Source organism: Pararhizobium sp. P1_E7 (assembly GCF_056405855.1).
In genome coordinates this window covers 1-9,397 of record NZ_JBFUBH010000090.1, presented here as the reverse complement: position 1 = coordinate 9,397, position 9,397 = coordinate 1, and the positions used below count along the sequence as shown (strand labels likewise).

9 protein-coding genes and 1 pseudogene are annotated in these 9,397 nt (G+C 58.2%); 7 read left to right on the top strand and 3 right to left on the bottom strand.

The annotated features are described in order from the left end of the window. Positions 1-402: 402 nt before the first annotated feature. From AC1D17_RS26200 to AC1D17_RS26175, 6 genes and pseudogenes are all read left to right on the top strand, one after another. On the top strand, positions 403-765 hold the full coding sequence (locus AC1D17_RS26200; RefSeq protein WP_477568194.1) for a hypothetical protein: 363 nt from the start codon (positions 403-405) through the stop codon (positions 763-765). A gap of 291 nt (positions 766-1,056) precedes the next feature. Further along, entirely contained in the window at positions 1,057-3,144 is a 2,088-nt protein-coding gene (locus AC1D17_RS26195) for a copper-transporting P-type ATPase (RefSeq protein ID WP_477568193.1), read from the top strand. Next, a complete protein-coding gene (locus AC1D17_RS26190) occupies positions 3,141-3,353 on the top strand; it encodes a DUF2933 domain-containing protein (protein WP_477568192.1) in 213 nt (70 codons plus the stop codon). The genes AC1D17_RS26195 and AC1D17_RS26190 overlap by 4 nt, the downstream gene beginning before the upstream one ends. Then, on the top strand, positions 3,350-3,559 hold the full coding sequence (locus tag AC1D17_RS26185; RefSeq protein ID WP_477568191.1) for a hypothetical protein: 210 nt from the start codon (positions 3,350-3,352) through the stop codon (positions 3,557-3,559). The genes AC1D17_RS26190 and AC1D17_RS26185 overlap by 4 nt, the downstream gene beginning before the upstream one ends. Before the next feature lie 5 nt (positions 3,560-3,564). After that, a pseudogene (locus AC1D17_RS26180) lies at positions 3,565-4,985 on the top strand (tripartite tricarboxylate transporter permease). Positions 4,986-5,408: 423 nt separating this feature from the next. After that, positions 5,409-6,476 carry an AI-2E family transporter gene (locus AC1D17_RS26175; RefSeq protein ID WP_477568195.1) on the top strand — a complete coding sequence of 356 codons (1,068 nt, stop codon included), beginning with the start codon at positions 5,409-5,411 and terminating at the stop codon, positions 6,474-6,476. A gap of 199 nt (positions 6,477-6,675) precedes the next feature. Here AC1D17_RS26175 and AC1D17_RS26170 read toward each other — a convergent pair whose 3' ends face one another. The 3 genes from AC1D17_RS26170 to AC1D17_RS26160 are packed head-to-tail and all read right to left on the bottom strand — an operon-like array spanning position 6,676 to position 9,052. Next, complete coding sequence (locus tag AC1D17_RS26170) at positions 6,676-8,022, bottom strand: sensor histidine kinase (RefSeq protein WP_477568190.1); 1,347 nt, start codon at positions 8,020-8,022, stop codon at positions 6,676-6,678. Next, positions 8,019-8,684 (bottom strand): response regulator transcription factor, encoded by a 666-nt coding sequence (locus tag AC1D17_RS26165; RefSeq protein WP_477568189.1) that lies wholly within the window; start codon positions 8,682-8,684, stop codon positions 8,019-8,021. Before AC1D17_RS26165 ends, AC1D17_RS26170 begins: the two co-directional genes overlap by 4 nt. Then, positions 8,681-9,052 (bottom strand): PepSY domain-containing protein, encoded by a 372-nt coding sequence (locus AC1D17_RS26160; protein WP_477568188.1) that lies wholly within the window; start codon positions 9,050-9,052, stop codon positions 8,681-8,683. Before AC1D17_RS26160 ends, AC1D17_RS26165 begins: the two co-directional genes overlap by 4 nt. A 134-nt stretch (positions 9,053-9,186) precedes the next feature. Here AC1D17_RS26160 and AC1D17_RS26155 point away from each other — a divergent pair. Beyond that, a partial coding sequence (locus AC1D17_RS26155) for a PepSY domain-containing protein (RefSeq protein ID WP_477568187.1) occupies positions 9,187-9,397 on the top strand: 211 nt, incomplete at its 3' end.

The window sequence follows — 9,397 nt, the reverse complement described above, 5'->3', positions numbered from 1 at the left end:
AGAGTGTCGCATCTCTAACTGGCCCAACTGTCGCATTACTAAATAGCCCCTACAGGTTCCAGATAGATAAGGTATATTATGGAACTACTGGCCCATCGCCTTCATGCCGTCCTGTCGTAGGACAACGTTGCTGGGCGCGGCGGTCTGGGCGTTTGCTGCTCAGATCGCCGTGGCGAAAAGGGCTATCGGAAACACAAGAACGGCTAGTTTCGTCGCGCTCGCATTCATCCCCATGCTACACTCCATTTTCCCGGAGGCTGTTCCTCCCAGTTTTCACCATCCCAGCAGATGGAAGCCCAACCTTCGGGGCTGGAAACGTCCTCGCGTTTGATCAAGGTCAACGCCACTCTTGCAACGGCACGGTATCGTGCTTGAATACGATAATAGGGTCCAAGCGAAAACATGATCGCCGCAAGCCAAACCATTCGAAGATACGTGAGAGAATTGCTGGCCGTTTTGGTCGCAATTATGTTCCTCGTCGCGTCGATGGCCGAGGCTGCGCCCGTTATATGCGACGACGACTTACCTCAAGTTGCACATGTCGAAACGTCCAAGCGCGACGTAGCTGGACAAGGTGATCTCCACCCTGCCGAGCAGAAGGCTTGCTGCAAAAGCGTATGCAGCCTGTGCAACGTCATTCTTCCGGCTTCGAACCCTGTTGTTTTTCACATGGATTCCGGCGCACAGCGATACCTTGATCCTCAGCAGTCCATCACCGGCCTCAACTCGTCACCTGCTCTCGGCCCTCCCMGATCCATTGTTTGAACACCTCCGCTCAACGGCGGGATGATCGTTGGTTGCCTGCGATACCCGCACGGCGACCATGTCGGTGACAATTGCCGACACCGCCGTAATGCGTCTCCTTGCGAGTCTAGGACTAGCCGAGGGGAACGTCCCGGACAAGAGACGAACCAACACGGAGTTAAATCCAATGGACGATCAAAAGGGCCATAAAGGTCAACACCATCATCATAACGGGCACGATGCTCAGGCCACGCTGGCAGCCGAAAAAAGTGCGGTGACCGATCAGACCGAGGCGTGATTTACACTTGCCCTATGCATCCGCAGGTAAGGCAAATAGGGCCTGGAAACTGCCCAATCTGCGGGATGACGCTGGAACCGGAAGTAGTCACAGTAGAAACCGGACCCAGCGCCGAATATCTCGACATGAGACGCCGTTTCTGGATCGGGCTCGTTCTGTCCGTGCCTGTGCTCATGCTGGAGATGGGTGGCCACCTCACCAATCTTCACATGGTGCTTGGTGCCCAGACCTCGAATTGGATTCAGCTCGTTCTTGCTACACCTGTTGTCCTATGGGCAGGCTTTCCATTCTTCGAGCGAGCATGGAAGTCGCTCGTCACTATGCGCCTGAACATGTTCACATTGATAGCAATGGGGACGGGGGTCGCGTGGATTTACAGCGTTGTTGCAACCCTTGCACCTGGTCTGTTTCCCGCCACGTTCCGCTCCGCAGACGGTTCCGTCGCCATTTATTTCGAAGCTGCAGCCGTCATCACGGTACTGGTATTGCTTGGACAAGTGCTGGAGTTGCAAGCCCGTGAACAGACCGGTGGGGCCATCCGCGCACTTCTTGACCTTGCCCCGAAGACGGCACGCCGGGTCCGCGATGGTGTTGACGAGGACATCGACCTGGAGATGGTTGTCGTCGGGGATCGGCTTCGGGTTCGCCCCGGTGAAAAGGTCCCGGTCGATGGCAGCCTTATCGAAGGTCGCAGTTCAATTGATGAATCGATGATCACAGGTGAATCGATGCCCGTCACCAAAGAGGTCGGTGCAAAGCTCATTGGCGGCACGATGAACCGGACTGGTGGCTTCGTCATGGAGGCAGGAAAAGTCGGCCGCGACACTATGCTGGCGCAGATCGTCCGCATGGTTGCGGACGCCCAGCGCTCGCGAGCGCCCATCCAGCGCCTGGCCGACGAAGTTTCCGGTTGGTTCGTCCCCGTGGTGATCGGGATTGCCATCGTCRCATTCGCAGCATGGATGATATGGGGTCCAGAACCGCGCTTTGCTCACGGTCTTCTAGCTGCCGTCGCGGTGCTCATCATCGCAGGTCCCTGCGCATTGGGCCTTGCGACCCCAATGTCGATCATGGTTGGCGTCGGCCGGGGTGCGGGTCTTGGTGTCCTGATCAAGAATGCCGAAGCCTTGGAGCGTTTCGAGAAAATTGACACGCTGGTCGTCGACAATACTGGAACCCTGACCGAGGGGAAACCCAAGGTAACGTCGATGACCGCGACAAATGGGTTCACAGAATCCGAACTGCTGCGCCTGGCGGCAACACTGGAACGGGCGAGCGAGCATCCACTGGCAACTGCCATTGTTAACGCGGCGACAGAACGGCAGCTGATTCTCGGCGTCGCGGAAGATTTCGATAGCCCGGTTGGCAAAGGGGTTACGGGAAGTGTCGACGGACGCAGGCTCGTCATAGGCAGCCACCGCATCATGGAGGAAGCTCATATCGATGTCTCGGCTCTGACCAKCCAGGCGGAAGCGATGAGGGGTGAAGGTGCAACGGTAATCTTCATCGCGATAGACGGCCGTGTTGGAGGCCTTTTGGCGATCTCCGACCCAATCAAAACGACGACGCCAGATGCAGTTCAAGCTTTGCTCAAGGCAGGGGTCCGGGTCGTCATGCTGACGGGCGACAACAAGACGACGGCCGACGCGGTCGCACGCAAGCTCGGGATCACCGAGGTCGAGGCTGAAATCCTGCCGGAAGACAAGAGCAAGATCGTCAAGCGTTTGCGGGAAGAAGGCCGGATCGTCGCTATGGCTGGAGATGGAGTGAACGACGCCCCTGCCCTGGCTGCCGCAGATGTCGGAATTGCTATGGAAACCGGCACGGATGTCGCGATTGAAAGTGCGGGCGTAACACTGCTCAAAGGCGATCTGCAAGGGATTGTTCGGGCTCGCCAGCTGAGTCATGCGACAATGAACAATATCCGACAGAACCTGTTCTTTGCCTTCATCTACAACGCGGCTGGCGTCCCGATCGCCGCCGGGGTGCTCTACCCCTCATTCGGATTTTTGCTGTCGCCGATCATAGCGGCGGCCGCTATGGCGCTCTCGTCAGTTAGCGTGATTGGCAATGCCCTGAGATTGAGGAGCGTACGGATATGAAATGGGATCGCAAATGGACGCTGATTGCTGCGTCGCTGGGCGTCATCTTCGCCTTCCTCTTGCTGCGTGAGCACTGGGCGCATGCATTTGGTCTTGCCCCCTACATTCTCCTGTTGGCTTGCCCAGTCATGCATCTATTCCATGGCCACGGTGGTCACGGCCATACCGCGCACGGCGAGGACCGCGTGGGTAAGGATGAAACACGTTGATCTACACACGCTCGGCCCAGGCAGATGTCGAGGTGACGACGTCGGCAGAACGGCTATTTGACTACATGGACGACCAGGCAAACCCCGGCACGCACATGCAGAGATCATCGGCAATGATGCTGTGGGGGAGCATGGCATATGAGTTCGACGACGCTCGCGGCCGAAGCGTCGGTTCCGTCATCAAGATGACCGGAAAAGTAGCCTGATCGGCGTGCTGCTGGGCACTTTGATCGGCGTGCTGCCCGGCATCGGCGCTACGGCGACCATCGCCATGCTTCTGCCGATCACCTTCCAGCTCGAGCCCGTCTCCTCGCTGATCATGCTGGCCGGCATCTATTACGGCGCCCAATATGGCGGCTTGACGACGGCGATCCTGATCAACATGCCCGGCGATCCTCCTCCGCCGTCACCGCCATCGACGGCTACCAGATGGCTCACAAGGGCCGGGCCGGAGCAGCGCTCTCGATCGCCGCCCTCGGCTCGTTCTTTGCCGGCAGCGTTTCCACCTTCCTGGTGGCGATCTTCGCCCTGCCGCTCACCGCCATCGCGCTCAAATTCGGCGCGGCGGAATATTTCTCGCTGATGATCGTCGGCCTCGTCTCCTCGATCGCGCTGGCCCATGGCTCGATCGTCAAGGCGCTGGCCATGGTGGCGCTCGGCCTGCTGCTCGGCCTCGTCGGCACCGACATCTATACCGGCACGCCGCGCTTTACCCTCGGCATCCGCGAATATGCGGACGGACTGAACTTTGTCGCCGTCGCCGTCTTCGGCGTCGCCGAGATCCTGCGCAACCTGGAAGGCGAAAAGACCCGGACGCTGCTGATGGCCAAGGTTTCCGGCCTGCTGCCGACGCGCGACGATTTCAAGCAGATGGTCGCGCCGGTGCTGCGCGGTACGGTGATTGGCTCGGCGCTCGGCATCCTGCCCGGCGGCGGCGCCATCCTTGCAGCCTTTGCCTCCTACACCGTCGAAAAGCGCCTCTCCAAGCACCCAGAAGAGTTCGGCCATGGGGCGATCGCCGGCGTCGCCGGACCTGAATCGGCCAACAATGCTGGAGCGCAGACATCCTTCATTCCGCTGTTGACGCTCGGCATTCCGGCCAATCCGGTGATGGCGCTGATGGTCGGCGCAATGATCATCCAGGGCATCGTGCCCGGCCCAAACGTGGCGGCAGAACAGCCGGCCCTGTTCTGGGGCATCATCGCCTCGATGTGGATCGGCAACCTGATGCTGGTCGTGCTCAACCTGCCGCTGATCGGGCTGTGGGTGAAACTGCTCACCATCCCCTACTACGTGCTCTTCCCGATCATCATGGCCTTCTGCTCGATCGGGGTCTACAGCGTCAATTCCAACGTCTACGATCTCTATGCCGTCGCCTTCTTCGGCCTCGCCGGATATGCGCTGGTCAAGCTGCGCTGCGAACCGGCACCTCTCCTGCTCGGTTTCGTTCTCGGGCCGCTGCTGGAGGAAAACCTGCGCCGGGCGATGATCCTGTCGCGCGGCGATGCAACGACCTTCGTGACGCGGCCGATCAGCGCCGGCCTCCTGTTCCTCGCCGCCGCCGTCCTCGTCGTCGTCTTCCTGCCAAGCATCAAGAAAAAGCGCGAGGCGGTGTTCCAGGAAGAAGATTGAGGGAGGCTGCTATTGTTGGAAGCTAACCGACGATCCGAAACTTTCTTAAATCAAACGCCCTGAGGGGAATTGAACCGGCGACCCTTAAGCCGATCTCGAAGCGGCTCGCCATATTATTTCATAGAATCAGTGCCTTGAACAAGACTTGGCGATAAACTCAATTATGAACGGGTGCGGCTCGCTGAAATGGAACCTGTTTTCCCAATTGTAGATACGACGGCGCTCAGTTCGCATCATTCGGTTTAACGTGCTACCCACAACCATCAGGCACCTGAACTCCCTCCAATTCCGGAGCAAGAAGGCCGGCTCAGCGTAACGGTTCCGGTGTTGGCCTTGCGTCACGACGCGGCTATTGTCGAATTACGCAACCTTGGGCGTGGTCCTGCAGGAAGTGACGAGATCAGCCCAGCCAACAAGGCAGTCATGTCTATTCAGCGAACAAGCTTTTACGTCCTTCTAGCGCTGGTGACGATCGCGTTCATCTGGCTTCTCCTGCCCTATTACACTGCTATCCTTTGGGCCGTCGTTCTTGCGATCATCTTCTTTCCGGTTCATAAGCAGCTGGAGCGCTTGCTGCCAGGTCGCAGTAGTATCGCGGCCTTGCTAACCGTCTTGTTGTGCATCTGCCTCGTCATCATTCCGGCAATGATCATCCTCGGGTCTCTTATTCAGGAAGGAACCAGCCTCTACCAGCGGATCAGCAGCAACGAAATCGACCTTAACGGCTATCTGGCCCGAATCCAGGACGCGTTGCCGACATTCATTGACAACTGGCTGAACTCACTGAAGCTCGGCGGTTTTGCCGAACTGCGCGCGAAAGTTTCATCAGGTGTTGTGGAAGCCGGCCAATCGATCGCCGGAAGCGTCGTGAATTTTGGGCAAAACACGCTGCAGTTTTTCGTAAGCCTAGGCATTATGCTCTATCTCCTCTTCTTCCTGTTCAGGGACGGCGCCGCACTTCGCCGAACGATCGGACATACGATACCGCTGAGCGATGCCTACACGCGGCAATTTGTAGACAAATTCGCGGCTGTCGTTCGTGCCACCGTCAAGGGGAACATCATCATTGCTTTAGTACAGGGCACTATCGGCGGGATTGCGTTCTGGGCTCTTGGAATAGAAGCCGCATTGTTGTGGGGCGTCATTATGACCTTTCTTTCGATGTTGCCCGTCATCGGTGCGGCGCTCGTTTGGGTTCCCGCCGCCATCTGGCTCCTCCTCATGGGCTTTTGGCTAAAGGGACTTATCCTCGTCGCGGTGGGCGTGCTGGTGATCGGGTTAATCGACAACCTGTTGCGTCCACCATTGGTCGGGCAAGGTGCCCGCCTCCCTGATTATGTAGTGCTCATTTCGACTGTCGGAGGCATATCGCTCTTTGGCATCAGCGGCTTTGTGATTGGTCCGCTCATTGCCGCACTCTTCATCTCTGCATGGTCTCTCTTTGCGCAACAGCAGCACGACAAGAATTTGGAAACAAAGGACACACAATGAATACTCCACTGGCATGTCGTGACTGACCTGGTTTGTGGCGAACGATGGCGGCTCATTAAGCAGACCCACCCCTCGCCTTGGTTGACCCGAATCGTAGACTATCGAGGCTTCGCTCGCCCTAACTGGTTGCCTGATGACTTGGAGATCTGCCAACGATGCCTCTGCGACCTTTGGTGAAAGGGCTCTTGCACGAGGGCACTCAGAAGCCAATTCTGACGCTTAGACCGCCAAATTCGTTGTTCTCAATGTCGATTGAGAGGTCGTACACATCTGCAATGTCCCGTACGATCGCAAGACCGATACCTGTTCCTGGGGTTTTGAGATCGAGGCGGATGCCTCGTCCCATGATCGTAGAAAGCCCCTCAGGGCTAGCACCGGGACCATCATCCTCGACCACCAAAACGGGCCTTGCGCCCTGCTGCTGTGCGCTGATCTGGATGGCGGATCGGCTCCATTTTACGGCATTGTCAAGGACGTTGCCCAGGAGTTCTTGCAGGTCATTCGGATCCATTTCAATAGTGGTCCCTGGCGCAACGTCGATGGTCCAGCTCAATTGCTCGCCACGTGGCGTCCGCCTCAACGTCCGCACGATCGTGTTGAGCGACGTGGCGAGATCGGCGTCGGACGAGCGCAATTCTGCGCTGCCCGCTATCCGGCTGCGCGTCAGCTCACTGTCGACATGGGATTTCATGACGTCGGCCAGATGAACCAGCTCGTCCGCAATTTCGACTTGGCCGCGCTCCCGTAGTGTCTCCGCATCATTGAACAGGACGGTCAATGGCGACTTGAGGCCGTGCGCCAGATCGGCGGCGCGTGTTCTGGCTCGTGAAATCAGTTTTGCCTGTGCTTCAAGGAGCCGATTGACCGCATTGACAACGGTCTGGAGTTCTATGGGAAAAGAGCCGTCGAGACGGACGGCTTTGCGAGCGCGGATGCGGTCGAGGGCTTCGCTGACGGATGAAATCGGACGCAGACCGTAGGTCAATTGAGCTAGCGAGGCTGCGATCAGGAACACGGCAAGCGCCACCATGTAGGGAATGATATCGAACATGAAGGTTCGGCGCGCCTTTGATACCGCGGACGCATCGATCGCCGCGGCGACACGGATGGCCCGTTTTCCGTCGGGAGCAGCGAAAACGATCTTGCGCTCCTGCGCGATTAGGTCTGAGACCTCCGGCCCCGCGAGATGATAGCGATGGATGGAGCCTGTTTCCTGAGCGTCGTCTGGCAAAGGAAGCGACGTGTCCCACAGCGAGGCAGAGCGCAGCTGCCTGTTGCGAAGGTCGTCTTCCACCTGCCAGTAAAGGCCACCGTAAGGTTCATTGAAGCGACGATCGACAGGCCTATCCGGCAGCTCAATTTCGCCATCGGCTGCAAAGCGTAGTGTCCCTGCGATGTTGTTGATATGCCCCGTCAGCTCTTCATCGATCCGGCGCTCGAGGTTGCGGGTGAACAGGTTGATCAACACGAGGCTGGCCATGATGAGGGCGAGGATGACGCTGATCATGGACACAAGCAGGAAGCGACCCCGGATCGAATGCCTCATGTGGCGCTTCCGTTGAGGCGATATCCATAGCCTCGCCGGGTGGCGATCACGTCACGGCCAAGTTTGCGACGCAGACGCCCAACGAGGACCTCCACGGAATTGCTGTCGCGCTCGAAGTCCTGCGCGTAGAGCTGTTCCGTCAGTTCGATCTGCGAGACGTTTCGCTCGCTGTTGTTCGCCAGGAATGCCAGACAGCGATATTCAAGGGGCGTGAGACCGATGGGCAGGCCAAGGCGTGTAACGGTCTTTGTCCGCGTGTCTATGGCGATGTCGCCGAACATCATGGTGGAACTCGCCTGGCCCGCGCTGCGGCGAATGATGGCGCGAAGACGGGCGAGCAGTTCCGCCATCTGGAAGGGTTTTGCCAGGTAGTCGTCGGCACCGGCATCGATGCCTTCCACTTTCTCCTGCCAGTTGCCACGCGCCGTCAGGATCAACACGGGCGTCGTCCGGCCTTCGGCCCGCCAGCGCTTCAGAACGGATAGGCCATCCATTTTGGGCAGGCCGAGATCGAGCACGATCGCCCCAAACTCCTCGGCATCGCCTGTGAACCAGCCCGATTCTCCGTCCTGTTCGTGGACAACGACGAAGCCGGCCCGCTCGAGATGGGTGATAACATCGCGGGCGATCAGGGGGTCGTCTTCAACAAGCATCACTCTCATTCGTCGTTCTCGATTTCCAGCACCTCACCCGATGCGGCGTCGACTTCAACCTCAACCATCCGGTTGTCAGGCCGCAGCACACGAAATTCGTAGACCGTAGTGCCATGCTCCAGATCAATCGACGTTGAGACGATCTCGCCGTCTACCACGCCCGCAACGATGCGCCGCAGTTCGGCCAGCGATTTGATTTCGCCCTTCTGGACGCGCTCGCGAATATGTTCACGGGCATCGTCTGGAGAGGCGGCGTCCTTACGATCATCATCGGCACGGGATGCAGAGACATGGCCAAGCGCCACAACAAGCAGGAGCGCAAGCCCCAGCGACGCTATCGCGCTTCCTTTTATCCTGACGAACAATCCCTGTCTCATCCTCCATTCCTATCATTGCGAAGCTGAAGTTTCGCTGACATTTTGCGTCAGCTATCGCTCAGCTGCCTTCGCCTAGTTTGCTATCAACGGTTCGCAGCAACGGTGCTCGACCGGGTCAACGAAGGATAATGACGATGAAAAATATCTTGATTGCTTCCCTGTTCGCCGCTTCCGTTATCGCCGGCGTTGCCCATGCCGAAGACGCTGGCAAATGCGGAACCGCACCACAGGACAAGTGGATGACCCAGGATGCCCTGAAGGCGAAGGCAACGCAGATGGGCTTCGACGTTCGCCAGATCAAGGTCGAAGACGGCTGCTACGAAGTCTACGGCATCAAGGACGGCC

Bases quoted from the DNA above. Each gene is read 5' to 3' on its own strand.
- AC1D17_RS26175 (WP_477568195.1), top strand. From the start codon at position 5,409: ATGTCTATTCAGCGAACAAGCTTTTACGTCCTTCTAGCGCTGGTGACG.
- AC1D17_RS26160 (WP_477568188.1), bottom strand. From the start codon at position 9,052: ATGAGACAGGGATTGTTCGTCAGGATAAAAGGAAGCGCGATAGCGTCG.
- AC1D17_RS26165 (WP_477568189.1), bottom strand. From the start codon at position 8,684: ATGAGAGTGATGCTTGTTGAAGACGACCCCCTGATCGCCCGCGATGTT.
- AC1D17_RS26190 (WP_477568192.1), top strand. From the start codon at position 3,141: ATGAAATGGGATCGCAAATGGACGCTGATTGCTGCGTCGCTGGGCGTC.
- AC1D17_RS26170 (WP_477568190.1), bottom strand. From the start codon at position 8,022: ATGAGGCATTCGATCCGGGGTCGCTTCCTGCTTGTGTCCATGATCAGC.